Here is a 23,043-nt window from a genome sequence, read left to right on the forward strand (position 1 = left end):
TCTGAGGAGGGCCGGTGGGGGCCCCGACCCGGTGTGACGCACGCTACATCGATAGATGATATTGGAGAAGAGATCGTCACCAATTTTGTCGAAAGAGCATCGCCGCGGGGCTTCGAATCAGAGTTGTTGTGAATATCGTCTTCACAATTGTTCACAATCTGAGGTACCGTGCCTCACGCCTCGCCCCGAGGCATCACGTCCGTCGGGCACAGTTGCCCGCTCCCCGAGGAGTGCTCATGCACCGGTTGTCCTCTCGCGGCTCGTCCCGCCGATCTCTGCGCCTGCTCGCCGGCGTCGCGCTCACCCTCTCGCTCGCTCTCTCGGCGTGCGGAGGCGGCGACGACGACTCGTCCGCCGACGCGGACGGGACGACGTCGGTGACGGTCGGGGTGATCCCGATCATCGACGTCGCCCCGATCTACCTCGGGATCGAGCAGGGCTTCTTCGAGGACGAGGGTCTTGATCTCACGCTCGAGACGGCCCAGGGCGGTGCGGCGATCGTTCCCGGTGTCGTGAGCGACCAGTTCCAGTTCGGCTTCAGCAACTCGATCTCGCTGATGGTCGCCAACACGCAGGGGCTGCCGCTCAAGGTCGTCAGCGCCGGTGTCACCTCCACCGGCGAGGTGGGCAAGGACTTCGGTGGTGTCATCGTCAAGAGCGACAGCGACATCACGTCCGCCGCCGACCTCGCCGGCAAGAAGGTCGCGGTCAACACGCTGAAGAACATCAACACCACCACCATCAACGAGGCCGTCCGGCAGGACGGTGGGGACCCGTCGTCGATCGAGTACGTCGAGCTTGCCTTCCCCGACATCGTCTCCGCGGTCGCCAAGGGGGACGTCGACGCAGGTCAGGTCGTGGAGCCGTTCCTCACGATCGCGACCCAGGGCGGCGACCGCCAGGTGAGCTCCAACTACGTCGCAACGGATCCCGACCTCGAGGTCGCGATGTACTTCACGACCTCGACGTACGCCGAGAAGAACCCCGAGGTCGTCGAGAGCTTCACCGCTGCGATGAACAAGTCGCTCGACTACGCCCAGGAGCACCCCGACGAGGTGCGCGACATCCTCGGCACCTACACCGAGATCGACCCGAAGGTCGCCGAGGCCGTCGCCCTGCCGCGGTGGTCGTCGACGCTCGAGACGGAGTCCATCGAGAAGCTCGCCGACCTCGCCGAGCAGGACGAGCTGATCACGAAGCAGCCGGACCTCGAGGCTCTGCTGCCGTGACCACCCTTCACCAGGACGACGAGCGCCGACCACCGGAGGTGACACCATGGGCGCCACGCTCACCGCCCCGTCGCAGACGGTGACCCGCCCGATCAGGACACGGCGGGCAGGCCGGCTCCGTGACACCGTGCTCGGCATCCTCGGGCTGGCGGTCGTTGTCCTGGTGATCGAGCTCCTTCCCCGTGTCGGCGTGGTCGACAGCCGCTTCTTGCCGCCGGCGAGCGAGATGCTGGCCACCCTGTGGGACCAGCTCGGAGAGCCCTCCTTCTGGACCGCGCTCGGCGACACCCTGCGCGGCTGGGCCATCGGGCTCGCGATCGCGATGGTGGCCGGAGTCGCTGTCGGCATCGTGGTCGGCAGCATCCCCCTGCTCCGTGCGATCACGGCCTCGACCGTGGAGTTCCTGCGCCCGATCCCGTCCGTCGCTCTGATCCCGCTGGTCGTCCTGATCTACGGCAGCCAGCCGCAGTCGGCGCTGATCCTCGTCGTGTACGCCTCGTTCTGGCAGGTGCTCGTCCAGGTTCTATACGGCGTGGCCGACGTCGACCCTGTCGTCCGCGACACCGCGCACTCGTATCGCTTCTCGCGTCGCGCGATCGTCCGCACCGTGATCTGGCCGACCGCGCTCCCGTACGTCGTCACCGGCTTCCGCCTCGCGGCTGCGGTCGCTCTGATCCTCGAGATCACCGCCGAGCTCATCATCGGCGTCCCCGGCCTAGGACAGCGCATCGGCGTCGCACAGAGCTCCGGCGCCGTCTCTTTGACGTACGCGCTGGTCATCGTCGTCGGGCTCGTGGGGATCACCGTCAATCTGTTCGCCCGTGTCGTCGAGCGCCGCGCCCTGCGATGGCACAGCTCGGTCCGGAGGGAGATCGCATGACCGTCCGCTCGCTCGCGCGCCAGGCCGCCCTGACCCTCGGCCTGCCGGTCGCGATGATCGCCCTGTGGTGGGTCGTCTCGGCCAACAGCACCAGCATCTTCTGGCCGCCGCTCTCGGAGATCGTCGAGGCATTTCCCGAGACCTGGACGTGGGACCGGATCGTCAACTCTGTCGTCCCGAGCGTCGTACGACTGCTCACCGGATACACGATCGCGGTTGTCGTCGGCGTTGCCGCCGGCACAGCGATCGGACTCTCGCGCAACGTCCGCGCCTTCTGCGAACCGTCGATGGAGTTCTTCCGTGCGATCCCGCCGCCCGTCCTGGTGCCCATCATCGCCCTGTTCACCGGCTACACCGGCGCCACCGCGAAGATCGTCACGATCGCGCTGGGCTGCCTGTGGCCAGTCCTGCTCAACACTGTCGAGGGCGTACGGGGCCTGGACGAGGTTCAGCTAGACACCGCGCGATGCTACCGGTTCCGCACACGCTCTCGGCTGATCCATGTCGTGCTGCGCGGTGCGAGCCCACAGATCTCCACCGGAGCACGCCAGGCTCTCTCGATCGGCGTGATTCTCATGGTCGTGAGCGAGCTCTTCGGGGCCAACAGCGGGCTGGGTGCCGACATCGTGCAGTTCCAGCGCAGCTTCGCGATCCCGCAGATGTGGACCGGCATCATCATGCTCGGGCTTATCGGCGTCGTTCTCTCGGCCATCTTCCGCATCGTCGAGAACCGCGCGCTCGCCTGGTACTACGGCTTGCGACGCGCCGACCGAGGAGCGTGACCCCATGACCTTCTCCACACGCGGCGGCCCGACGTCGCCCGAGACCGTAGAGACGGGAACCACCGTGCCCCCATCGTCCCAGCCGCCCGTCGCGCTCGACGTCGACGGCCTGCGCAAGATCTACCGCAGCGACAACGGCGACGTCGAAGCCGTGCGTGACCTCACCTTCTCGGTGTCGCGCGGTGAGCTGGTGTGCATCGTCGGACCGTCCGGCGCAGGAAAGACGACGCTGCTGCGCTGCATCGCGGGCCTCTTGGACCTCACTGAGGGCAGCGTGACCCTCGACGGCCAGTCCGTCGACGGGCCGCCCGAAGGCATGGCAGTGGTGTTCCAGGAGTACGGACGCAGCCTCTTCCCGTGGATGACCGTGCGGCAGAACGTGGAGATGCCTCTGAAGGAAAAGGGCCTGCGTCGCGCCGAGCGCCGAGAGAAGGTCGACGCCGCCCTCGAGGCCGTGGGGCTTGCCGACGTGTCGACTGCTCACCCGTGGCAGCTTTCAGGAGGCATGCAGCAGCGAGTCGCGATCGCCCGCGCCGTCGCGTACGAGCCGAGCGTCCTGTTGATGGACGAGCCGTTCGCGGCGGTCGACGCCCAGACCCGTGCCGATCTCGAGGACCTTGTCCGCGAACTCTGGCGACGTCTCGGTGTGACGGTCCTCTTCGTCACCCACGACATCGACGAGGCCGTGTTCCTCGGTCAACGGGTGCTCGTGCTCTCCAACCGCCCCACCGTCGTCCTCGAGGACGTCAACGTCGACCTGCCCGACGAGCGCTTCCAGCTGGAGACCCGCTCGTCGCCTCGCTTCGCCGAGCTCCGTGCCCGCGTGTACGAGCTCATCCAGGCGGCGAAGAAGGGCGTCCGGTCGACCGCGGAGGTATGAGCGTGGCGACCGTCGCGGTTCTCGGGGTCGGAGAGGCAGGTACGGCGCTGGTAGCCGACCTGCTCGGCGCCGGGGTCACCGTCCGTGTCCACGACCCGGTGGTCGCAACCCCGGGGGGCGCGACCGGTTGCCGTGACGACGCCGACGCCGTCGCGGGTGCTGCGCTCGTGATCAGCGTGAACAGTGCCGCCGACGCCCTCGACGCGGCTCGGGTCGGAGGGCCGGCATGCGCGCCGGGCACCGTGTGGGCCGACCTCAACACCGCCTCGCCGCAGCGCAAGTCCGAAGTCGCAGACGTCCTCCCACCCGAGGTCCGGTTCGCCGACGTCGCGCTGATGTCGATCGTCCCCGGGCATGGAATTCGTACGCCGATGCTCGTGAGCGGCCCCGGCGCGGAGGCGTACGCCGCGTTCGTGCGACCGCTCGGCACGCAAATCGACGTGCTCGCCGGTCCGCCAGGAGTCGCTGCGCAACGCAAGCTCATGCGCAGCGTCCTCTACAAAGGAATGGCGGCGGCGGTCATCGAGGCCGTCGCCGCCGGCCGCGCCGCTGGACTCGAGGACTGGATCCGCGCCGAGATCGCCCGCGAGCTAGACCAGCTCAGCGCCGGCTCTCTTGACCGGTTCGAGAAGGGCAGCCGGGCCCACGCCGTCCGCCGGGCGCACGAGATGGATGCGGCCGTTCAGATGCTCGACACACTCGGTGTTCCGGGGCGGGTCAGTGCAGCGAGCCGCGACTGGCTGAACGATCTCAGATCACCACCATGACCCAGCACGTGCACTCAAGACCGTTGAATCTCCGGGAAAGGAACACCGTGTCTGTTGACACCGACCGCTCACCCCGCTCCACCCTCGTCATCACCGCCCACGCCGGCGACTTCGTCTGGCGTGCCGGCGGCGCGATCGCACTCGCGGCTTCCCGCGGCGAGTCGGTGACCATCGCCTGCCTGACCTTCGGCGAGCGGGGCGAGTCTGCTCGCGCCTGGCGCGAAGGACGCGCGCTGGACGAGATCAAGGCGATCCGTCGTGACGAGGCCGAGAAGGCCGCAGCGACTCTTGGCGCCGAGGTCCGCTTCTTCGATGCGGGAGACTACCCACTCATCGCGACCGCCGAGCTCACCGACCAGTTGGTCCGGCTCTACCGCGAACTCGCTCCCGACGTCGTCCTGACCCACCCGCTCGATGATCCGTACAACGCCGACCACCCGGCGGCCGCACGGATGGCGCTCGACGCTCGCGTTCTCGCGCAGGCCGTCGGCTATCCCGCCGATGGTGAGCCGCTCGGCGCGCCGCCCGTCTTCTACTTCGAGCCACACCAGCCTGAGATGTGCGGGTTCGTGCCCGAGGTCCTCCTCGACATCACGGAGGTTTTCGACACCAAGCGTGCCGCGATGGAGTGTCTGGCCGCGCAGCATCACCTCTGGGACTACTACACCGACCTCGCAAAGCGACGCGGCGTGCAGCTCAAGCGCAACGCCGGACCGAACCTCGGCCTGGCGAGCACCACGTTCGGCGAGGCCTACATGCGGCCTTTCCCGCAGGTGACGGACGTGCTCGCATGAGCGGCGTCATCGTGACCGACTGCCCTCGGCCTGACCCCGAGGATGTCGCGCGTCTGCGCGACTACGGCGTCGCCACGATCCACGAGGCGATGGGGCGCACCGGCAGCCTCGGCCCGGACCTGCGTCCGGTCCAGCAAGGTCTCACCATCGCCGGCGGCGCGGTGACTGCGCTGTGCTGGTCGGGTGACAACTTGATGATCCATGCCGCAGTCGAGCAGTGCGGACCCGGCGACCTGCTGGTGGTGGCAACCGCTGCCCCGAGCACCCATGGCATGTTCGGCGAGCTCTTTGCGACCGCGCTAGCCCACCGTGGCGTCGTCGGAATCGTCATCGACGCCGGCGTGCGTGACACCTTTGAGCTGCGTGCCATGGGTTTCGGTGCGTGGTCGCGGCACGTAAGCGCCGAAGGCACGGTCAAGGCGACAGGTGGATCGGTGAACGTCCCGGTGGTCCTGGCGGGCCAGGTCGTCGCGCCCGGTGACGTGGTCGTGGCCGACGACGACGGTGTCGTGCGCGTCCCGCTGGCCGACGTTCGCACGACGATCGAGGCCTGCGAGGCGCGGCTCGCGAAGGAGGCAGCCTCGCGCGCAGCGTTCGGTCGGGGTGAGCTCGGCCTGGACCGGTACGACCTGCGCGAGCTTCTGAACCGGCTCGGAGTCGTCTACCGCACGCATGAGGAGCAGACCGCGCCTAGCACCGAGGGCGCACCGTGACGAGCGGAGTCCGGTGTGCACTCATGCGAGGCGGCACCTCGAAGGGCGGCCTATTTCTCGCTGAAGACCTTCCGGCGGACGTCGCTGCACGTGATGCCCTTCTTCTGCGCGTCATGGGCAGCCCTGACCCGCGCCAGATCGATGGGCTCGGGGGGGCGCACCCGTTGACCAGCAAGGTTGGCGTGGTGTCACGTTCTGACGAACCCGGCATCGACGTCGACTACCTATTCCTGCAGGTTGTCGTCGATGCGCCGGTCGTGTCCACCTCCCAGACCTGTGGCAACATCCTTGCCGCCGTCGGTCCGTTCGCGGTCGAGCGTGGCCTCGTCCTCGCGCGAGACGGCGTGACGGAGGTGCGGGTGCGGATGGTGAACAACGACGGTCGCGCGACCCTCCATGTCCGTACCCCTGGCGGTGTCGTCACGTACGACGGAGACACGGAGCTCGCCGGCGTGCCGGGCACTGCGGCACCGGTGGAGATCGACCTTCAGGCGCTGACGGTGCCGCTGCTGCCGACCGGCCACCTGACTGATGAGCTTGCCGGCGTGACGGTGACCTGCATCGACAACGGGATGCCGTCGGTCATCGTCCGCGCCGGCGACCTCGGGTGTACCGGCGCGGAGTCCCCGGACGCTCTCGAGTCCGACGTAGCGCTCGTCGCGCGAATCGGTCGGATCCGCGCCGAGGCCAGCGCCGCGATGGGACTTCCGTCCGACCTGGCCACGTCCACCGTGCCGAAGGTCGTGCTGGTTTCTCCGCCCGAGGGCGGTGGCACTCTGCAGACCCGGAGCTTCATCCCGCACCGCGTGCACCAGGCGATCGGGGTCCTCGGCGCCGCCACCGTCGCTGCGGCCGCCGCTCTTCCCGGGACGGTCGCCCACGAGCTCGCTGCTGGCCCGGCCCCCGGCCGTCCACTCCGGATCGAGCACCCCACCGGCTTCCTCGACGTCGCGGTCGCGTCCGGCAACGACACCGAAGACCTCACGCCGTCAGTCGCCCGGACGACGATCGTCCGCACTGCGCGGATGCTGATGGACGGCACCGTCTACGCCGGGCCCGCCCGCGCCCTGTGACAACGAACCATCGAGACCACAAGGAGACCACCATGCCGGCACCGATGGGCGACATCGCCCACCTCGGCCATGTCGAGCTGCTCACGCCCGACCTCGACGGAACTGTCTGGTTCTTCACCGAGATCCTCGGCCTGACCGAGTCCTCCCGTGATGCGGGCTCGGCGTACCTGCGGACCTTCGACGACTACGAGGAGACGAGCATCGTGGTCACCTCGAACAAGACGCCCGGCCTCGGCCGTACAGCCCTGCGCGCTTCGAGCGAGGAAGCGCTTCAGCGGCGCGTCCGCGCGATCGAGGCGTCGGGCGGTGTGGGCCGTTGGGAGGAAGGCCGTGCGGGCACCGGACGGACGTACGTGACGACCGACCCCGACGGCCACGAGATCGGGCTGTACTACGAGACCAGGTGGTACGAGGCCCCGCCCGAGCTTGCGCCGGGCCTCAAGAACCAGCCGCAAGCGAAGCCTCGCCAAGGAGTTGGTGTTCGTCGGCTCGACCACGTGAACTTCCTGGCCGCATCGGTCCTCCCCAACGCCGAGTTCATCGGCGACGTCCTGGGTGCCCGTCCCACCGAGCAGATCCAGCTCGACACCGGCAAGATCGCCGCCCGGTGGCTCACTTTCAACAACAAGTCGTACGACCTCGTCTACACCGAGGACTGGTCCGGCTCGTCAGGCCGGTTGCACCACATCGCCTTCGCCACCGATACACGTGAAGACATCTTGCGCGCCGCCGACCTGTGCCTCGACAACGGCGTGTTCATCGAGACCGGGCCGCACAAGCACGCGATCCAGCAGACGTTCTTCCTGTACGTCTACGAACCCGGCGGTAACCGCATCGAGCTCTGCAACCCGCTGACGCGGCTGGTGCTCGCGCCGGACTGGTCCTTGATCACCTGGACGGAGAAGGAGCGCGCGAAGGGGCAAGCGTGGGGCCTGAAGACGATCCAGAGCTTCCACACCCACGGCACACCGCCGCTGCCAGAAGCATGACGTCGACATGCTCGAGGCAGGGCCGCGCCACCCCTCGCCTAACCTATGATCTGTGTCAATATTGTCGGCAATCCGGGACCGGCGCAGGGATAGAGGGAGGTCGCTCATGGCGGCAGGCAACCAGCGTCCGACGAGTGATCCCCAGGTCGTGACGGCGGCGATCCGCGACGCGATCCTTGGGGCGGACTTCGTTCCCGGCCAGCGGCTCGTCGAAGCAGACCTCTCCGAGCAGTTCCACGCGAGCCGCGCGGCCGTCCGTGCGGCGCTCTTCAGCCTTGCGACCGAGGGGCTCGTCGAGCGGATCGCAAACCGTGGCGCACGGGTGAGGGTCATCTCGCTCGACGAAGCGACTGAGATCTACGAGGTACGGATGGTGGTCGAGGCGCTCTGTGCGGCGAAGGCCGCCGAGCGGGTCGACGACGAGGCGATCGTGATGCTCCGGCAGATCGGCACGGACATGCGTACGGCGGTGGCCTCTGGTGACGTGTTCGGATACTCGGCTCTCAACCAGCGGCTCCACCAGGCGCTGCGCGACCTCAGCGGGCAGCACACAGCAGCCGACGTCCTCGACCGCCTGCACGGCCAGCTGGTCCGTCACCAGTTCAAGCTCGCCACCAAGCCCGGCCGCCCGCAGGTCTCCATCGTGGAGCACCTGGAGATCATCGAGGCGGTCTGCGCACGTGATCCCGACGCCGCTTCGGCTGCCGTGCGACGGCACCTTGAAAGTGTCATCGACGCGATGCGTCAATCGGCGGCGCAAGAAGCTGCAGCGGTGTGACGCCGCGGCGAACCGCCGCCCGGACAGCCCCTACGGCATCCGGACGGCGGTCGCGAGGTCGTACGGTCAGGCTGCCGGGCTCACCTCGTCCCAGAGCTCGCACTTGTGCGAAGCCTCGATATCGGTGCTCGAGACCTCAGCGGCGCTCGGAGCGACGAACTGGAGCTGGTTCCCTTCGACGCGGTAACGCGGCCAGTCAGGTGCATGCCGGACGTCGGGATCCCCGACCTCGGCAAAGCTCGCCCAGTAGCTGATCATCTGGTTCGACAGGTCGACCTGATCGGTGCTGAACGGCAGCGCGGTGCCGAGGTAGTCCCACAGATACCCGAGATCGTTCACGTGGGTGGCACCGAACGGATAGTCGGTGTTCAGGCGCCAGATCGAGGTGAACGGAGGCCCGTCCTTCTCGGCGAACTCGTACGCGTACGTGCGGGTGTCCGCGGCGAACCGGTTGCGTTGCGTCTGATCGGTGCAGGCGCGTTCGTCGCTCTGGATCGCGCCCCACGCGACGGTCGGCGAGTGGTAGTCCCCGACGTCGTACGCGGCCTTGACCGCATCGGCTCCGTCCTCGTAGGTCGAGTCGATCAGGTCCGACACCTGCTCCTCGGTGAGCGGGTTTCCGCGATAGTCGTACTGCCCGAACACGGACTGCTGGCGCTCGTCGGAGGTACCCCCGATGATGACAGGCAGGTTCGTGAGCCTGCCGGCCTTCAACAGCTCGAACGGGTCCTCGGGCAGCACGCGGGTGCCGTACACCGAGGCGCTTTGTCCGACCTTCTGCTGTGCCGCAAGCACCTCGGCCGGGCTCTTCGAGCGCAGACACGCGGTCTGGCCCGCACCCGTGGCGCAGCCGAGCTCGGCCGCGAACCTGTCGCCGCTGGTCGCAGCGGCCTCCTGGGTGCGCGCGGGTGAGTTGCAGCCGCCGCTCTGGAGAATGACCCGGTCGAACAGACCCTTCGCACCGGGTGAGGCGAGCTGGGTGCAGGTGTTGCGTGCGCCTGCGGACTGACCGGCGAGCGTGACGTTGTCGGGGTCACCGCCGAAGGAGCGGATGTTCTTCTGAACCCACTTGAGCGCTGCCTGCTGGTCGAGGATCCCGAAGTTGCCGGCGGCACCGTCGCGGTTGTCCTGGTTGATGCCGTTGGTGTAGAGCCAGCCCATCGCCCCGAGGCGGTAGTTGATGGTCACGAAGACGACGTCTTGCTTCGTGACGAACTTGTCGGGGTTCGTGTCGCGTCCCGCGCCGCCGGTGTTGCCGCCGCCGTGGTTCCAGACGAAGACGGGGAGCTTCTTCTTCGAGCTGTTCGTGGGGCGGTAGACGTTGAGGTAGAGGCAGTCCTCGGTCAACGTCACTTCTTCGTACCCCGGATCCCAGCCGCTGCCCTGGACGCAGGAGCCGCCGAACTCGGTGGCGTCCCTGACGCCGCGCCACGACTCGGCGCTCTGTGGCGCCTTCCACCGCAGGTTGCCGACGGGTGGCTCGGCGTACGGGATGCCTTTGAACGAGGTGACCATGGACTTGGCCTCACCCCGGACCTGTCCCTTGTCGGTGCGAACCACCGGATACTGGCCCGCGTACTCGCCGCCGGCGTCGTGGCGGATCGTGGTGACGACCCCTGATGCGGCTGGAATACCGACGGCGACGAGCGCCGCGCCGGAGACCGCTGCGAGCAGTGTTGAGTGGAGTCTTCTCATGGATGCTTCCTCTCTACTGGTGGTCTTGGTCCCGAGAGCCGTGCCGCCATCGGCACGAGATCGTGGAGTCGCGTCAGCCCTCCCATGACGCGAAGGGCTGCGGCAGGAAGGCGACGCGGGTGACGAAGTCCTTGAGCAGGAGCCGCCACACGTTCCAGTTGTGGCCGCCGTGGACGAAGTCGGGCGTCACCGGGACGCCCGCGTCGACGAAGGTCGAGACTTCCATCGCGGGCCCCGTGTGGAAGTTGTTGAAGCCCTTGGCGAAGATGACGTCCTGCCATCCGGCGCCGATGAAGACCGAGACCTTCTTCAGCGCGGTGACTTGCTCGTCCGAGAGCGTCTGCCCGGGAGCCAGGCCGGCGCTCATCATGCCGTAGTAGCCGAACTGCTCGGTGTCGTTCAGCATCAGGTGGTTGGTGATGCGGCCACCTGCCGAGAGTCCCGAGAAGGCGCGGTCGGCGGCGGTTGTTGAAACGTGATAGCGATCTTCGACCCACGGGATGATGCGGTCGATGAGGTCTGATCGGAAGGCGGCGTTGTCGGTCGATGCCGGGTAGCCGTTGGCGTTCGGCATGACGACTACCATCGGGACGACCTCGCCGGTGGCGATGAGGTTGTCCATGATGTTCTTGACGTCACCCTGTGTGCTCCACCCCATCTCGTTCTCCCCTCCGCCGTGATTGAGGTAGAGCGTCGGATACGGCTCGGAGCGGCGCGGGTCGTAGGACGGCGGGGTGTAGACCACGAGCCGGTTCTCGTCGACCGGCGTGACGTGTCCGGGCGAGCTGTACGTGGCGATGCGCAGCTTGCCCTGCTTCTTCGCCGGCGCCTGCCATGAGTAGTCGACGGTGCCGAAGCGGCTGTCGGAGGGCACATAGACCTGGCTGTTGGGGACGGCGGATCCCGTCACGGTGTCGTTCTTCTCGTTCCACGGTGCGTTGCTCGGGTCAGAGACCGGGGTGCACCCAGCACCGTTGTCCGTCGGGCAGTCGACGAAGAAGGCGTAGGTGAAGACGCCGGACGGCAGAGGAGTCGTGAAGGTCCAGACGCCGTTGCGTTCCTTCGCCATGTCGTTGACCGGGAAGTTCGGGTCGGTCGAGTTCGGGTAGGGCATCGGGGCGTCGCCAGGCCGCCAGTCGAGGGGCAGGATGCCTTGCGACTCCACCGTGTGGTCTGGCGTGCTCGCGACCTGCGGGAGGGCGCTCGGTCGGACGAAGGACCACTCGCCCTTGATCTGCACCCGTGATGCTGTCGGGGCGTAGTAGCGGAAGGTCACCGAGTAGCCGGTGGGCGCCTTGCCGGTGTGCTTGAGGACGGGGCTGGTGCCAAGGCGTCGGTCGTGGCCGCCGCGGTCCGCAGGGGTCGCTGCATGTCCCGCGACGACGACGGTCAGCGCGCTGGCGCCGAGGATGGCCGCCGCGGCGCGAAGTCCGTTGCGCCAGAAGGAGCTGGTCGACATCGTTCTGCCTCTCGGTGGTGTGCCGATGGACGCGTACGTGATGTACGCCACGTAAACGGGAAGTTAGGCGGCTCTGATGTGGCCGTCAAACCGTGAAGTCTGCAGAGCGGTATGTAACTGCAAGTCTTCATAATCTGAACGCAGAGCCGATTTGACCTGTCATGTCAGGCGACCACGCGTGCGCAGGCAGTCGCTTGCCTTCGCAAATCGGAGGCAAAATATTCACAGTTCTGTCGGCCAGATCAGCGACCAGATTGTCGACAGTAGGTTCATACCCTGAAGGGAAGATGTCGGCTGACCGATTGACAGGGGGCTTCGCGCTGGGTCAGTGTGAGGCGCATCACGCTCACCATTTCGGCCTGTAGGGGGACCGTCATGAAGCCTTCTGTCCGCCATATCCTCGTCGCGTTGGGCACTGCGACGACTCTCGCGCTCGGCGCCGCCCAGCCGACGTTCTCGGCGGGTCGGTCTCACGGCGACGGGGCGTCGCGCCCGGTCATCGCGACCGAGGCCGGTGCGATCCGCGGCGTCTCCGCATCGAGCGCCGATCAGTTCCTCGGTGTCCCGTACGCGGCGCCTCCCGTGCGGGACCTGCGGTTCGCCGCTCCCGCGGAGCCTGCCTCGTGGAAGGGGGTCCGCGATGCCGACCGGCAGTCGCCGGCTTGCGTGCAGTTCGAGCCGACGGGAGTCCGTGAGGAACAGGCGACAAGTGAGGACTGCCTGTACCTCGATCTCTACCGGCCGAAGAACCCAGGGAAGCGCTCAAAGCTGCCGGTCATGGTCTGGTTCCACGGCGGAGGTCACACGCAGGGCACCGGCGTCATCTACGGCGGCAGCACGATGGCCTCGAAGACCGACACCATCGTGGTGTCTGTCAACTACCGGCTCGGCGCTCTGGGGTTCCTCGCCCATCCGTCGCTGAGCTCGGCAACGCCCGGAGGCTCGGGAAACTACGGCCGCATGGACCAGATCGCATCGCTCGAGTGGGTGCGCGACAACGTCGCGAAGTTCGGTGGAGATCCGCGCAACGTCACGATCTACGGTCAGTCCGCCGGGGGTCAGGCCGTCTGTGACCTGATGGCCATCCCGTCGGCGAAGGGCCTTTTCCATCGCGCGATCGCACAGAGCCAGGACTGCCTCGCGAACCGACCGACGCTCGCCTCCGCCGAGCAGACAGGACTGACCTACGCCACGGCAGTGGGTTGCCCGGACCCGGCGACCGCGGTCGCGTGCCTGCGGAAGGCGTTTCCCGGCAAGCTGGTCGCGAACCAGGGTGCTTACACCGGCTCCTCCAAGTCCGCGAGCGGTCTGATGCCCGTGACGTTCGCCGGTGCGGTCGCCGCCGGCACTTGGAACAAGGTGCCCCTGATGACAGGATCCACGAAGTCGGAGAACCGCCTGCTCTCGACAGCGCTGGCCGGCATCACGGCCGAGGGCTACGAGCAGCGGATCCGCGACACGTACGGAGATCGGGCGGACCAGGTCCTTGCGCGCTACCCGCTGAGCGAGTTCAAGACCCCGTACGACGCGATCACCCAGGTCCAGACGGACGCCGGTCGGGCGTGCACGATCGAGCGAGTCGCGGAGACGATGGACTCCGAGACCCCGACGTACCGATACGAGTTCGACGACCCGACCTCGCCGACTCTGTACGGATTCGCGATCCCGGGCGAGGACATGTCCAACGCTCACAGCGCGGAGCTCGCGTACCTGTTCGACTTCACCCTCGGCGAGCGGCCGTTGACGCGGACGCAGGAGCGGCTCTCCGACCAGATGATGCGCTCTTGGGGTGCTTTCGCCCGCACCGGCAATCCGAACGTCCGGGGCGCGCCCGCCTGGCCGACCTACGGCGAAGAGCGGCGCGTGATGAGCCTGCGTGCCGGTGGCGCGAGCAAGGCCGTCACCACCCTTCGCGCCGATCACCACTGCGACTTCTGGCTGTCCTGAGGCCCAAGGAGATCGAACATGACAGAGCACGACCATGACGTCTGCACGCACGAGGTGTCGTCGACCATCAACAGGCGCAACGTCCTGCGGGCCGCCGGAGTGTTCGCTCTCGCGGCAGGCGTCGCCGGCGGGACGTCGACCGCAGCCGCGAACACCGCACGTACGAATCCATCGAAGGGCGGCCATGCGTCGGCGATCTCCTGGTACCGCCTGGTCCCCGGGTTCGTCGAGGTCGTCCAAGACCCGTGGGGCCGCCCCCTGGGGACGGGGTTCGCGGGGCCGAACCCGTGGGGTGCCTACACGGCTTACCTGATCCACGTCAGCAAGCGGGGCCACCGCACCTGGCGGGTCGAGAACATGGCGCTCACGACGCCGCGACAGGACGGCAGCCAGTACGCCCAGGGCTCCACGATGTGGCTGTTCGAGGGCTCCGAACGCGCACTCCTCGTCGACACCGCCCAGAACACCCCGGAGACGATCGGTGTCAACGACCTCAAGGCGGTCTGCCACTGGCTGCTCTCGCACGAGGACGACGGCAAAACCGTGCGTCCGGATCCCGTCGACTTCGACGTGGCGATCACCCATCGCCACGGGGACCACACGGGCAAGGCGTTCCAGATGACCGACCGGACGCTCTACTACCCGGATCTCGACTGGACGCCTACGACGACGGCCGGGCCGACGTGGGTGCCGATCCGGCAGGGTGGCGGGTCGACCACGAACGGCTCGGGCCAGGCCGTCGGACACGTCGACCTCGGCGGTCGCCGGATCGACGCCGTCGCGATGTACGGCCACACGCCAGGCTCGACCGGGTACTTCGACGCCGCGAACCTCATGCTCGCCACCGGGGACGCGATCGGCTCGGCGTACGTCTGGGCACACTTCGCGTCGGCCACGACGACCCTGTATCACGACATGCTCAATGAGCTGCGTCGTGATCTGAGGCCGCTGAAGGGGCTCGCCCTTCTGCCTGCGCACTTCTACCAGATCAAGCAGTTCGGACGAGGCAGGCCGCCGATCAATGGGCGTCCTCTCGACCTCTCGTACCTCGATGACATGGCGAGGGCAGCTGGTGGAGCACTCGACGGCGGCATCCTGGGGGATCCTTACCACGAGATCGGGCGAGAGGCCGTCTGGATCAGCGGCGGCACGGCACGCATGGTCTACAGCCTCACCAACCTCTATCCGGGTGGCCCGGCCGGTGGCAACGGTGACCTGCGCGAGTTCCACGGCATCAACATCCCCAGCCGCTATCCGCAGGATCCGTTCCTCGACGACCCGTACGCCTTCCTGAACAACATCAAGACCGGGTTGGTGATGATCCGTGACTCGGCCGAGGAGTCATCCTTCCTGGTGCGTGGGACCAACAAGGCGGTCCTCATCACGTCAGGTCGCGCAGCGCCAGGGCTCGCGCGGTACGCGCAGCGCCTGGTGCGAAGTCGCCGGCTCGACGTCGTCCTCACCTCCGGTGACCCCGCAGGGATCGCGGGAATCCGGAATTTCGCCGGCCATGACGTCTGGGTGCCGAAGGGCGCCGAGGTCGGACGTCAGCATCGACACGTCAGGACCCTGCGACCAGGAGACTCGATCGATCTCGGACGCGACACGGATGGGCGGCGTGTCCGTCTCGCCGTGGATGCGCTTCCCGGTGTCAGGGACGACGCCGTCACCCTGCTCGACCCGGTGTCGCGCGTCCTCCTTCGCCGGCGATGCCCTCGGAACACAAGGTGCTGCTGGCCTGACGCTGTCGGGCTCGCTCGAGGAGTTCGGGACAGCGCTGACAGAGTGGCGATCCGAGACGAGCGGTGCGTACGACACGCTCTACACGTCCCACAACCACCAGTGGCACACGCGACCGGCCTACGTCGATTCGATTCAGACCGCAGTCGCCAGCGAGCCGGTGACCTCGCCACGGCCGGGCTACGAGGCGTACCGGGCGGGGACCGGGGAAGCCCTCGCGTGGGTCTTCGTCCCGACCTGACCGGGGAGGCGGCCGCCCCCGACCAGGGCGGCCGCCGACCCAGCAGCCTTCACACCAGAGGTCCTGTGAAAGACCCGAGAAGATGCGACGTGCGCGCTATCGTGCGTGACGGCCGCGTGCAGCGGCGCGTGCCCGCACGGAGAGGAGAGGGACGTGACAACACGGGACGATGCCGGCCCCGGCTCCCTCACCGGCCTGCGCAGGGCGAACCGCGAGCGACTGCTCGACCTGCTCAGGGACGGCACGCCGAGGAGCCAGGCCGACCTCGCACGGACGACCGGACTCTCCCCGGGCCTGGTGTCCGGTCTCGTGCAGGAGCTCACCTCGGCCGGCGACCTCGTCGTCACCTCAGGTATGGCCAACGGACGACGCAGCAACCTCGTGGCCCAGGCGCCCGACCGCCAGGAGTACGGCATCGGCGTCGACCTCGGTAGGACGCACGTCCGAGTCCTCATCGGCTCGTCGCTCGACCGTGTCGTCGACGAGAACGTTGTCACCTTGAAGGATCGGCACGGCGTCGCGGAGACCATCGAGCTCATTGCACGACTCGTGGACGAGGGATGTGAACGGACCGGGCTGGACCGAGGACGGATCACCGGACTCGCGATGGGTGTCCCTGGACCCGTCGACGTCCGGACCGGCGCCGTGACCGGAGGCTCCATCCTGCCTGGCTGGGGACATGTACCGCTTCGGGACATCGTGTCGGAAGGTCTCGGCTGTCCCGCGGTCATCGAGAACGACGCGAACCTTGGCGCGGTCGCGCTGCAGCGGGTGTATGACACGAGTGACGGACTGGCTTTCATCAAGATCGGTACCGGGGTGGGCGCTGGGATCGTGCTCGATGGGCGGTTGTGGCGAGGGGGCGCCGGCACGACGGGGGAGATCGGGCACCTGACGGTCGATCCGCGCCTCGCGCTGGTCTGCCGGTGCGGCCGACGCGGCTGCCTCGAGACGATTGGCTCGACGGAGGCAGTTCGCCATGCGATCGCCGCAGCCACGGATCGAGCGGTGACGGTGGACGAGGCGATCAAGCTGATCGAGGCGAGGGATCCCGTCGCGCTCGCCGCGCTGCGGGATGCTGCGGACGCTCTCGGCCGAGGTCTCGGGCTCCTTGCGATGACTGTCAACCCTCGCCGCATCGTCATCGGGGGACCGCTTGCTCGCGCGGGCGACGCGCTGCTTGCCCCTGTTCAGCGTGCGTTCGAGAGCGCCGTCATGCCGCGGATCGCCTCGTTCAGCGAGATCTCGATCTGCCCCCTCGGCGAGCGGGCGGAGGCCCTTGGCGCGCTAGTCCGGGCGATGGAGATCGACCGTGCGGCGAGCGTGTAGACGCCGCCGGACTCATTCCTCACGACGCGCGGGATGGTCGCACGCACGCGTCGGCCAGCTTCTGCCTGTCTCAGTCCTTGCCCATCTGCTCCTCGGCGGACAGATGCTCGACGGTCAGTCCGGTCTCGGTGAACGTCCGTGTGACGTGACCGGACGTGTATACCCACAAGATCCGCAGCGGGAACATCCCCGACGTTGCAGAAAAAGTGAGGGATAGGAGCGGGCACATACGTCGTGTCGTACTGCTTCAGGCGCGTCGCCTCACCATCGACCACACCTCGGCCTCTCCGTCGAGGATCGTCACGTGCTCGTCGCAGTTGTGCGAGTGCATCGGAGCACCGGACCCGATGGGATAGACGCTCATGGCGGTGGTGATGTGGTTCTCGCCTCCGGCGACTGCCGTGGTCACCAGTGGGGTGGCCACCACGGCACCGCCGCGGTCCATCACCGGCACATCTGCGGCCTTCACGATCACGATGTTCTCCAGCTCGGCGTCGTCTGACGGCGCCGAGGGAAGCGAGATCTACGACTCCAACATGGGCGGGAGCCCGACAAGGGTGGTGCTGCCGGCAAAGCGCATCTCGTTCTGGATCGGGTACGGGCTGACCTCGGCCAAGTCGCTGACCGTTGAGGTCACGCCGACCTCTGATCACGAGAGCGCCGTCTTTACGGGGTGAACACCGTCAACGGATCCCTTCTGCGCCACAGCTGGGTGTCACCGCAGCTGAGCGGGGCGCCGGAATATTGACTGTGGTGCCCGGTCGCGGTGGTGAACCTTGCGTCGTGTGTGAATCGCGCATGTTGCTGCGGCGGCGCGTGTGATCACGTCGCGGAGGGTATCGACGGGGTCGCGTTTGGGCGTTGGTGGTCGTTCGAATGTCGGCGAGGGCGCGCATGGCGGTTGGTCTTTCCTGATCCGGCTGGCCCGACACTGGTCCGGCTGTCGTGGCGGTCGGATGCGACGTTCGTCCGCGTCTGGTTCGCGCTTGGTCTCGGAATCCTCGTGATCGGCCACATCGTGTACGCGCTCAAGGGCCCCGAAGCCCGTCGGGGGATGCGCGCGGGACGGGTCTCGAGCCGCTGGGCGCGGGCCGAGCACGCCGCCTGGGTCGATGAGATCGGCGACACCGACCCAGGCGGTTCAGAGGCTCGTCGCTAGGACCCGCTCGTCTGGCACCCCTTGGCTCACGCGACGGCGCTGGCCTGCCGCAGCGGCGCGGCGGTCTTCGACGTCAGCTCCTCGAACGTGACGCCGGGCGCGAGCTGAAGGACCTCGAGCCCGTCCTCGGTCACGTCCATGACCGCGAGGTCGGTGACGATCCGGTCGACCACACCGACGCCGGTGAGCGGGAGCTCGCAGGTCTCGACGATCTTCGGGGCGCCGTCTCGGGCGACGTGCTCAGTGAGGACGACGATGCGCCGCGTCCCCGCGACGAGGTCCATCGCCCCGCCCATCCCCTTGACGAGCTTGCCCGGGATGGTCCAGTTCGCGAGGTCGCCGTTGGCCGCGACCTGCAGCGCGCCGAGGATGGCGATGTCGACGTGCCCGCCGCGGATCATCGCGAACGAGGTCGCCGAGTCGAAGATGCTTGCACCGTCGATGGTCGTCACGGTCTGCTTGCCGGCATTGATGAGGTCGGCGTCCTCCTCACCCTCGTACGGGAACGGGCCCATGCCGAGGATGCCGTTCTCGCTCTGGAGCACCACCGAGACGCCGTCAGGGAGATGGTTGGCGACCAGCGTCGGGATGCCGATGCCGAGGTTGACGTAGTCGCCGTCGTGCAGCTCCTGGGCGGCCAGCGCGGCCATCTCGTCTCGCGTCCACGCCATGTCAGGCCTCCTGCTTCGCGGGGTTCGGTCGGGTCGTCCGCTGCTCGATGGGCTTCACGCGCGGGCGTGCCTCCACCAGGCGGTTGACGTAGATGCCGGGGGTCGCGACCTCGTCGGGGTCGAGGTAGCCGTCGAGGACATGCTCGGCCTCGGCGACCGTGACCTTGCCGCAGGTCGCGACGACGGGGTTGAAGTTGCGCGACGTGAGCCGGTAACGGAGGTTGCCCGCCTGGTCGGCGGTGTGCGCGTGCACCAGGGCGAGGTCGGCGACGATGCCCCGCTCCTGCACGTACGTCTCGCCGTCGAACTCGGCCGTCGGCTTGCCCTCGGCGACCTGAGTCCCGACTCCCGTACGGGTGTAGAAGGCGGCGATGCCCGCGCCTCCTGCGCGCATGCGCTCGGCCAGCGTCCCTTGGGGCGCGAACTCGACGTCCAGCACCCCGTCGAGGAACTGCTTGGCGAAGAGCTTGTTCTCGCCGACGTACGACGCGATCACCTTCGCGACCTGGTTGTTCTCCAGCAAGATCCCGAGACCGGCGCCGTCGACGCCCATGTTGTTGGAGACGATCGTCAGCCCGGTCACCCCCGAGTCGCGTACGGCCTCGATGAGGTCGAACGGGTTGCCGCTCAACCCGAAACCACCGACGGCGATCGTGATGCCGTCCTTGAGCACTCCGTCGAGCGATTCGGTCGCGTCTTCTCTGAGCTTGCGCATAGGTCCGCGGAACTCCTGTGTTCACTGGTCGGTCGCACTGAGTGAACGTCGTCACACCGTACGGCGTCAACCACCCGGCAGATGTCGCGGAGGATCTTCCCGCTGCGCGGACGCTGAGCAGACACCTGCGTCCACTCAATGAACGCGCAGATAGGCTTGGCAGATGCCGGAGTCGACGCAGATGGTCGGTCGTGTCAGTGCGCTGCTGCGCGCGCTCGCCGCCACCGAGAGCGACGGCCTGACGACGACCGAGGTCGCACGGGCGACCGGGCTCCCACGCCCCACCGTCCACCGGCTGCTCGAGTCCCTCGCCGAGGAGGGCATGGTCGATCGCGACGGGCGGACAGGTCGCTGGTTCCTCGGCCCTGAGCTGTACGTCCTCGGGGCGCGCGCGGCCTCGCGCTTCGCGGTGACCGACGAGGCGGCGAGCGCGGTGCGCCGGCTCGCCGAGGCGACCGGCGAGAGCGCGTTCTTCTCCGTCCGACGCGGCGACGAGACCGTGGTGCTCCTGAGGCAGGACGGTTCGTTCCCGATCCGCTCGTTCGTCCTGTACGAGGGTGCACGGTTCCCGCTCGGTGTGGTCTCGGCCGGCATCGTCCTCCTCGCCTACCTGAGCGAGCACGAGATCGCCGACTACCTCGCGAGGGCCGACCTCACGCAGGCGTGGGGCGAGACCCACAGCGAAGCGGCGATCCGTGAACGGATCCGGCTCACGCGCGAGCGCGGGTGGTCGCTGAACCCAGGACTCGTTGTCGAGGGAAGCTGGGGCATGGCCGCCGCCGTCTTCGACGGTGACGGCTCACCGCGATGGGCGCTCACCCTCACCGGCGTACAGGGCCGGTTCGTCCCCGACCGTCAGGCCGAGCTGGGGCACCTGCTGCTCGCTGAGGCCCACCACCTCTCACGCGCGCTCAGCTGAGGAGCTGCGCTGTCAGGTGACGGCGCTGGATCTTGCCCGAAGGCGTCTTGCCACCGACGGTGCCGGCCTCATCGCTCAGCGCGGAGGACTCCTTGCCGTGCGGCGACACGGTGTGATCTACTTCACGAACGTACCAGTTAGTACATGTCCTGAGCCGCGAAAGGACCGGGTCATGAATCCCCCTCCGCGTGTCCTCGTGAGCTCCAGTGTGGCGCCGTGGCGTCTACTCGGCCGCCCGAAACGTCGGCAGGATCGACGGCGGGATCGGCCCCTTGTTGCGCCGTCCGCTCTGTCGTTCCTCCCAGGCGTGGGCGAGGATGCCCACGCTGCGGCTCAGGACGAAGAAGCCGCGGGCCAGCTCGGGCGGGAAGCCCAGCTCGGCATAGATCACCGCAGTCGCTCCGTCGATGTTCATCGGGATGGGCCGCTCTCGGCCGCTCGCCAGCAGCGTCTCGACGGCGAGGGCTGCTTCGAGGTACTTGCCGGAGACGGCGCCGGCGCCGGCGGCGTCCTCGACCATGCCGAGCAGCGGATCACGGCGAGGGTCGCGAGGATGGAAACGGTGACCGAAGCCGGGGATATATCGGGACCGTTCGCGCCATCGGGCGACCACATCCTCGGTCGCCGCCTCGATCGTCAGCCCTTCGTTGACGGCCGTGACGATCTCCTCGAACATCTCGACGCATTGTTGTCCTGCTCCACCGTGGTGGTCGCCGAGGGTGTTCACCGCCGAGGCCATGGCGTTGTTGATGCCGACGCCGCACGAGGCGGCGATCCGCGCGACTGCGATCGACGGCGCCTGGGGGCCGTGGTCCATGGACGCGACCATGGCGGCCTGGAGGAGCGCGGCCTGGGCCGGGGAGGGGCGGTCGCCCCGCACCAGGAACCATGCAGAGGTGACGAGGTCGTCGGCCCCGATCATGTGCTGGACGGGGGTGCCGCGGTGCTCGACCTCGCCGGGGGCGATGCGGGTGATCGCGGTCTCCCACCAGTCCGCCACGGCCTGGACGGTGGGCTCGGGATAGCGGTCGACCGTCACGATCCCGCTCCGGCGCGGATGGAGTCGTGTTCGCGTCCGGACCGGCGAAGCTCGTCGAGCTCGCCGTTGTGCTCTCCGAGCAAGGGCGGCGGCCCCTGGGGGCGCAGCGGGCGGCCGTCGAGATGAATGCCGTTGCTGCTGGTCCTCACGACCCGGTCCGGGCGGCCGGGGAAGGGCACATCGTGGAAGAACTCCCGGTACGCCAGTTGCTCCGACTCCACCGCCTGGGCGACGGTGAGGATGGGGGCTGCGGGAACTCCGGCGGCGGACAGCTCGCTCGCCCACTCGCCAGCCGACCGGTCGGCGAGCGCGGCGTCGATCTCGTCGTTCAGCTTCTCGCGATGGATCTTGCGGAGGTCTCGGGTGGCGAAGCGTGGGTCGTCGAGGAGGTCGACGCGGCCGATAACCGTGCAGAGCGTGACGAACTGGGCCTGACGGTTCGCAGCGATATTGAGGGGGCCGTCGTCAGCGTGGAAGGTCCCGGAGGGTGCGGCGGTCGCGTTCTGGTCGCCCATGGGGACGGTCTCGATCCCGCTGATCAGGTAGTTGGAGACCGCCCATCCCATCGCGGACACCGACGCCTCGAGCATCGACAGGTCGAGATGGGCTCCACGACCCGTGCGTGCGCGCCCCGCGAGCGCACTGCTGATCGCGAAGGCCGCCATGAGTCCGCCGACGCTGTCGGAAACCGGAAAGCCGATCCGCAGGGGCGCGGTGTCGGCACTCCCGGTGATGCTCATCATTCCGGAGAGCCCTTGCACGATTTGGTCGTACGCCGGCGCCTGGCTGTCGGGTCCGGTCTGGCCGAACCCGCTGATCGCGCAGTAGACCAGTGCCGGGTTCAGCGCCTCGAGCGTGTCCCAGTCATAGCCCAGGCGGGTGAGCACGCCGGCCCGGTAGTTCTCGAGAAGTACGTCTGCGCCACGTACGAGGTCCTCGAATGCCGCCTTGCCCTCGGCATCCTTGAGGTCGAGCTCGACCGACTTCTTGCCGGCATTCTGCGCGAGGAAGGAGGCACCCAGGCCGACGTCGTTGAGTGCCGGGTCGGGACCGAGGTGGCGGGCCAGGTCGCCGGAGCCGGGCTTCTCCACCTTGACGACCTCAGCACCCATGAGGCTCAGTTGAAAGCTGCAGTAGGGACCCGCCAGCACGTTCGTGAGATCGAGTACGCGGATGCCGCTCAACGGTAGGTCTTCCACTCGTGCCTCTTCCTGTGGCCGCTCGGCCACGTGTCTTGTTGGGTC

23 protein-coding genes are annotated in these 23,043 nt (G+C 67.9%); 16 read left to right on the plus strand and 7 right to left on the minus strand.

Features of this window, described 5'->3' with window-relative positions; all coding sequences use genetic code 11:
• The first annotated feature begins 236 nt into the window (after nucleotides 1-236).
• From H4N58_RS01830 to H4N58_RS01875, 10 genes are all read left to right on the plus strand, one after another.
• Nucleotides 237-1,229, plus strand: coding sequence for an ABC transporter substrate-binding protein (locus H4N58_RS01830; protein ID WP_167249287.1), 993 nt, complete (start codon nucleotides 237-239; stop codon nucleotides 1,227-1,229).
• Nucleotides 1,230-1,275: 46 nt separating this feature from the next.
• Entirely contained in the window at nucleotides 1,276-2,109 is an 834-nt protein-coding gene (locus tag H4N58_RS01835) for an ABC transporter permease (protein ID WP_182397130.1), read from the plus strand.
• The gene (locus H4N58_RS01840; protein ID WP_167249285.1) at nucleotides 2,106-2,891 is read left to right on the plus strand and encodes an ABC transporter permease; all 786 of its coding nucleotides are present in this window, start codon (nucleotides 2,106-2,108) and stop codon (nucleotides 2,889-2,891) included. Before H4N58_RS01835 ends, H4N58_RS01840 begins: the two co-directional genes overlap by 4 nt.
• Before the next feature lie 4 nt (nucleotides 2,892-2,895).
• Nucleotides 2,896-3,771, plus strand: a complete 876-nt coding sequence (locus H4N58_RS01845) for an ABC transporter ATP-binding protein (RefSeq protein ID WP_167249283.1) — start codon at nucleotides 2,896-2,898, stop codon at nucleotides 3,769-3,771.
• A 2-nt stretch (nucleotides 3,772-3,773) separates the two neighbouring features.
• On the plus strand, nucleotides 3,774-4,538 hold the full coding sequence (locus H4N58_RS01850) for an NAD(P)-dependent oxidoreductase (RefSeq protein ID WP_208322839.1): 765 nt from the start codon (nucleotides 3,774-3,776) through the stop codon (nucleotides 4,536-4,538).
• A 47-nt stretch (nucleotides 4,539-4,585) separates the two neighbouring features.
• Nucleotides 4,586-5,332, plus strand: a complete 747-nt coding sequence (locus H4N58_RS01855) for a PIG-L deacetylase family protein (protein WP_243845035.1) — start codon at nucleotides 4,586-4,588, stop codon at nucleotides 5,330-5,332.
• Nucleotides 5,329-6,045: a 4-carboxy-4-hydroxy-2-oxoadipate aldolase/oxaloacetate decarboxylase gene (locus tag H4N58_RS01860; RefSeq protein ID WP_167249277.1), complete on the plus strand. Its 717-nt coding sequence runs from the start codon at nucleotides 5,329-5,331 to the stop codon at nucleotides 6,043-6,045. The genes H4N58_RS01855 and H4N58_RS01860 overlap by 4 nt, the downstream gene beginning before the upstream one ends.
• Nucleotides 6,042-7,118, plus strand: a complete 1,077-nt coding sequence (locus H4N58_RS01865) for a 4-oxalomesaconate tautomerase (RefSeq protein ID WP_255490686.1) — start codon at nucleotides 6,042-6,044, stop codon at nucleotides 7,116-7,118. The genes H4N58_RS01860 and H4N58_RS01865 overlap by 4 nt, the downstream gene beginning before the upstream one ends.
• A 32-nt stretch (nucleotides 7,119-7,150) precedes the next feature.
• Nucleotides 7,151-8,107: a VOC family protein gene (locus H4N58_RS01870; protein ID WP_167249275.1), complete on the plus strand. Its 957-nt coding sequence runs from the start codon at nucleotides 7,151-7,153 to the stop codon at nucleotides 8,105-8,107.
• 106 nt (nucleotides 8,108-8,213) lie between these two features.
• Complete coding sequence (locus H4N58_RS01875; protein WP_167249273.1) at nucleotides 8,214-8,885, plus strand: GntR family transcriptional regulator; 672 nt, start codon at nucleotides 8,214-8,216, stop codon at nucleotides 8,883-8,885.
• A gap of 66 nt (nucleotides 8,886-8,951) precedes the next feature.
• Here the strand turns inward: H4N58_RS01875 and H4N58_RS01880 are convergent, their stop codons facing one another.
• Together H4N58_RS01880 and H4N58_RS01885 are read right to left on the minus strand one after the other, a co-directional pair.
• Nucleotides 8,952-10,580, minus strand: coding sequence for a carboxylesterase/lipase family protein (locus H4N58_RS01880; protein WP_167249271.1), 1,629 nt, complete (start codon nucleotides 10,578-10,580; stop codon nucleotides 8,952-8,954).
• Nucleotides 10,581-10,653: 73 nt separating this feature from the next.
• Complete coding sequence (locus H4N58_RS01885; protein ID WP_167249269.1) at nucleotides 10,654-12,039, minus strand: alpha/beta hydrolase-fold protein; 1,386 nt, start codon at nucleotides 12,037-12,039, stop codon at nucleotides 10,654-10,656.
• 375 nt (nucleotides 12,040-12,414) lie between these two features.
• Between H4N58_RS01885 and H4N58_RS01890 the strand changes: the two genes are divergently transcribed.
• Genes H4N58_RS01890 through H4N58_RS01900 form a run of 3 tightly spaced genes read left to right on the plus strand, consistent with a single transcriptional unit; the run spans nucleotide 12,415 to nucleotide 17,296 of the window.
• On the plus strand, nucleotides 12,415-13,986 hold the full coding sequence (locus tag H4N58_RS01890; protein ID WP_167249267.1) for a carboxylesterase/lipase family protein: 1,572 nt from the start codon (nucleotides 12,415-12,417) through the stop codon (nucleotides 13,984-13,986).
• 18 nt (nucleotides 13,987-14,004) lie between these two features.
• Nucleotides 14,005-16,401 carry a hypothetical protein gene (locus H4N58_RS01895; protein WP_167249265.1) on the plus strand — a complete coding sequence of 799 codons (2,397 nt, stop codon included), beginning with the start codon at nucleotides 14,005-14,007 and terminating at the stop codon, nucleotides 16,399-16,401.
• Nucleotides 16,322-17,296, plus strand: coding sequence for an ROK family protein (locus H4N58_RS01900; protein WP_167249263.1), 975 nt, complete (start codon nucleotides 16,322-16,324; stop codon nucleotides 17,294-17,296). The genes H4N58_RS01895 and H4N58_RS01900 overlap by 80 nt, the downstream gene beginning before the upstream one ends.
• A gap of 247 nt (nucleotides 17,297-17,543) precedes the next feature.
• Here H4N58_RS01900 and H4N58_RS20300 read toward each other — a convergent pair whose 3' ends face one another.
• Entirely contained in the window at nucleotides 17,544-17,765 is a 222-nt protein-coding gene (locus H4N58_RS20300; RefSeq protein WP_208322838.1) for a hypothetical protein, read from the minus strand.
• A 7-nt stretch (nucleotides 17,766-17,772) separates the two neighbouring features.
• On the opposite strand from H4N58_RS20300, the gene H4N58_RS01910 reads away from it, so the two are divergent.
• Together H4N58_RS01910 and H4N58_RS01915 are read left to right on the plus strand one after the other, a co-directional pair.
• Nucleotides 17,773-17,973, plus strand: coding sequence for a hypothetical protein (locus H4N58_RS01910; RefSeq protein ID WP_167249261.1), 201 nt, complete (start codon nucleotides 17,773-17,775; stop codon nucleotides 17,971-17,973).
• Between the two features lie 224 nt (nucleotides 17,974-18,197).
• Nucleotides 18,198-18,455: a hypothetical protein gene (locus H4N58_RS01915; protein WP_182397131.1), complete on the plus strand. Its 258-nt coding sequence runs from the start codon at nucleotides 18,198-18,200 to the stop codon at nucleotides 18,453-18,455.
• Between the two features lie 26 nt (nucleotides 18,456-18,481).
• Here the strand turns inward: H4N58_RS01915 and H4N58_RS01920 are convergent, their stop codons facing one another.
• A complete protein-coding gene (locus H4N58_RS01920; RefSeq protein WP_167249259.1) occupies nucleotides 18,482-19,126 on the minus strand; it encodes a CoA transferase subunit B in 645 nt (214 codons plus the stop codon).
• A gap of 1 nt (nucleotide 19,127) precedes the next feature.
• Nucleotides 19,128-19,841, minus strand: a complete 714-nt coding sequence (locus H4N58_RS01925) for a CoA transferase subunit A (protein WP_167001296.1) — start codon at nucleotides 19,839-19,841, stop codon at nucleotides 19,128-19,130.
• 163 nt (nucleotides 19,842-20,004) lie between these two features.
• Between H4N58_RS01925 and H4N58_RS01930 the strand changes: the two genes are divergently transcribed.
• Complete coding sequence (locus H4N58_RS01930; protein WP_167249257.1) at nucleotides 20,005-20,760, plus strand: IclR family transcriptional regulator; 756 nt, start codon at nucleotides 20,005-20,007, stop codon at nucleotides 20,758-20,760.
• 223 nt (nucleotides 20,761-20,983) lie between these two features.
• On the opposite strand, the gene H4N58_RS01935 is transcribed toward H4N58_RS01930, so the two are convergent.
• Together H4N58_RS01935 and H4N58_RS01940 are read right to left on the minus strand one after the other, a co-directional pair.
• Nucleotides 20,984-21,799, minus strand: coding sequence for a citryl-CoA lyase (locus H4N58_RS01935; RefSeq protein ID WP_167001298.1), 816 nt, complete (start codon nucleotides 21,797-21,799; stop codon nucleotides 20,984-20,986).
• Nucleotides 21,796-23,028: a CoA transferase gene (locus H4N58_RS01940; RefSeq protein WP_347877915.1), complete on the minus strand. Its 1,233-nt coding sequence runs from the start codon at nucleotides 23,026-23,028 to the stop codon at nucleotides 21,796-21,798. The genes H4N58_RS01935 and H4N58_RS01940 overlap by 4 nt, the downstream gene beginning before the upstream one ends.
• Nucleotides 23,029-23,043 lie beyond the last annotated feature (15 nt).

The sequence above is a fragment of the Mumia sp. ZJ1417 genome, from assembly GCF_014127285.1.
Classification (GTDB): domain Bacteria; phylum Actinomycetota; class Actinomycetes; order Propionibacteriales; family Nocardioidaceae; genus Mumia.

Excerpts from the sequence above, each read along its gene's own strand:
- H4N58_RS01870 (WP_167249275.1), top strand. The coding sequence starts at position 7,151 with ATGCCGGCACCGATGGGCGACATCGCCCACCTCGGCCATGTCGAGCTG.
- H4N58_RS01875 (WP_167249273.1), top strand. The coding sequence starts at position 8,214 with ATGGCGGCAGGCAACCAGCGTCCGACGAGTGATCCCCAGGTCGTGACG.
- H4N58_RS01925 (WP_167001296.1), bottom strand. The coding sequence starts at position 19,841 with ATGCGCAAGCTCAGAGAAGACGCGACCGAATCGCTCGACGGAGTGCTC.
- H4N58_RS01835 (WP_182397130.1), top strand. The coding sequence starts at position 1,276 with ATGGGCGCCACGCTCACCGCCCCGTCGCAGACGGTGACCCGCCCGATC.
- H4N58_RS01885 (WP_167249269.1), bottom strand. The coding sequence starts at position 12,039 with ATGTCGACCAGCTCCTTCTGGCGCAACGGACTTCGCGCCGCGGCGGCC.
- H4N58_RS01910 (WP_167249261.1), top strand. The coding sequence starts at position 17,773 with ATGTTCTCCAGCTCGGCGTCGTCTGACGGCGCCGAGGGAAGCGAGATC.
- H4N58_RS01930 (WP_167249257.1), top strand. The coding sequence starts at position 20,005 with ATGCCGGAGTCGACGCAGATGGTCGGTCGTGTCAGTGCGCTGCTGCGC.
- H4N58_RS01890 (WP_167249267.1), top strand. The coding sequence starts at position 12,415 with ATGAAGCCTTCTGTCCGCCATATCCTCGTCGCGTTGGGCACTGCGACG.
- H4N58_RS01920 (WP_167249259.1), bottom strand. The coding sequence starts at position 19,126 with ATGGCGTGGACGCGAGACGAGATGGCCGCGCTGGCCGCCCAGGAGCTG.
- H4N58_RS01900 (WP_167249263.1), top strand. The coding sequence starts at position 16,322 with ATGGCCAACGGACGACGCAGCAACCTCGTGGCCCAGGCGCCCGACCGC.
- H4N58_RS01895 (WP_167249265.1), top strand. The coding sequence starts at position 14,005 with ATGACAGAGCACGACCATGACGTCTGCACGCACGAGGTGTCGTCGACC.
- H4N58_RS01845 (WP_167249283.1), top strand. The coding sequence starts at position 2,896 with ATGACCTTCTCCACACGCGGCGGCCCGACGTCGCCCGAGACCGTAGAG.
- H4N58_RS01830 (WP_167249287.1), top strand. The coding sequence starts at position 237 with ATGCACCGGTTGTCCTCTCGCGGCTCGTCCCGCCGATCTCTGCGCCTG.
- H4N58_RS01880 (WP_167249271.1), bottom strand. The coding sequence starts at position 10,580 with ATGAGAAGACTCCACTCAACACTGCTCGCAGCGGTCTCCGGCGCGGCG.
- H4N58_RS01860 (WP_167249277.1), top strand. The coding sequence starts at position 5,329 with ATGAGCGGCGTCATCGTGACCGACTGCCCTCGGCCTGACCCCGAGGAT.
- H4N58_RS01840 (WP_167249285.1), top strand. The coding sequence starts at position 2,106 with ATGACCGTCCGCTCGCTCGCGCGCCAGGCCGCCCTGACCCTCGGCCTG.